We start from the raw sequence: 1587 nt of genomic DNA on the forward strand, positions 1-1587 counted from the left end.
TTAGACGCCCATGCCGCTAACGCGACACCATCAGATGATGAAAATGGGCGGATTGCGATATAATTTACTTACGGCTGGCGAAGGCAGGTCGGCAGTCAATGGTGCTTCGAGCCCGAGTCTTAGACTGACCCTAACGACCAGGTGCACCACAGATTGTTGCTCCGAGTTTGGAAGCACGCAGGATAGAATAACCATATGTGGTTGTTGCACCAGCCCCTTCAATCATGCTGCCGTAAGGAGAAGGTTACGAATGGACGTCGTTTACAGTCATGTGTGCGGACTTGACGTTCATAAAAAGAACATCGTTGCCTGCACCATTACACCAGAAGGGAAAGAAATCCGTACGTTTGGTACCATGACCGACGATTTACTCATGCTTATGGATTGGCTCAGAGCCAAAAAGTGTACTCACACTGCTATGGAAAGCACCGGACCTTACTGGAAACCGATCTACAACCTATTGGAGCTTGAAGAGATTGAGGCACTTGTTGTGAATGCACAACACATCAAGAATGTTCCTGGACGCAAGACTGACGTCAAAGATGCGGAATGGATTGCCGGGTTGCTCCGGCATGGTCTATTGAAGGGTAGCTTTATCCCAAACCGCGAGCAACGAGAACTCAGGGAATTGATTCGCTACCGCCGTAGTCTCATCGAAGAGCGAGCTCGAGAAGTCAGCCGCATTCAAAAAGTGCTGGAAGGTGCAAACATCAAGCTTTCCTCGGTTGCCAGCAACGTGCTGGGGAAATCGGGACGCGCGATGATCGAAGCGATGATCGCCGGCGAAACCGATCCTGAAGCCTTATCGGACCTAGCAAAACGGAAGCTGAGGAACAAAAAAGCAGATTTGAAGCGCGCCTTGAATGGTTTAATGGGACCACATCAAAAATTAATGCTGGGCGCCCAACTCCGGCACGTCGATTATTTGGACGAAGAGATTGACAGGTTGGATGAAGAAATTAAGAAGCGCATGCTTCCTTTTGAGGAAGACCTGGAACTGCTTGACACAATCCCAGGTGTGGCACGAAGAACAGCAGAGACCATTCTAGCCGAAATTGGCTCTAACATGGATCAGTATCCTTCCGCCGCCCATTTATGTTCTTGGGCAGGGCTGTGTCCGGGTCAAAACGAAAGCGCCGGAAAACGAATGTCCGGGAAGACGCGCAAAGGGAACAAGAAACTTCGAAGTGCGCTCGTCGAAGCCGCAAAGGCCGCAGCTAGAACGAAAGAGACGTATTTATCCAGTCAGTATCACCGAATTGCGGCACGCCGGGGAGCGAATCGGGCGACTGTAGCTGTAGCTCACAGCATATTATCTATGACCTACTATATCCTTAAGCGAAAACAGCCTTACATTGAACTTGGTCCAGCCTATTATGAGGAACGAAAACGCGACGTGATCATTAAGCATTCTATCAAGAAACTGGAGTCATTAGGCGTATCGATTACGGTGAATACGACGGCTTCTTGATTGTTTATTCAGAGGATATAAAGCTGATTTTCCCTTTCCATTTTTTGTTAGATGAAGGGTCACTTTCTTATTGCCTTTTTTAGGTTTTCTGGGGATCAGTATTTTCAGGATAGACT

General features: G+C 48.3%; 1 protein-coding gene. It reads left to right on the forward strand.

The window, feature by feature from the left end; genetic code table 11:
- Positions 1-250 precede the first annotated feature (250 nt).
- Complete coding sequence (locus M3661_RS29725; RefSeq protein WP_251491270.1) at positions 251-1471, forward strand: IS110 family RNA-guided transposase; 1221 nt, start codon at positions 251-253, stop codon at positions 1469-1471.
- Positions 1472-1587: the final 116 nt, after the last annotated feature.

The organism is Paenibacillus sp. MER 180, assembly GCF_023713665.1.
Taxonomy (GTDB): domain Bacteria; phylum Bacillota; class Bacilli; order Paenibacillales; family Paenibacillaceae; genus Paenibacillus_B; species Paenibacillus_B suaedae.

Bases quoted from the DNA above. Each gene is read 5' to 3' on its own strand.
- M3661_RS29725 (WP_251491270.1), top strand. From the start codon at position 251: ATGGACGTCGTTTACAGTCATGTGTGCGGACTTGACGTTCATAAAAAG.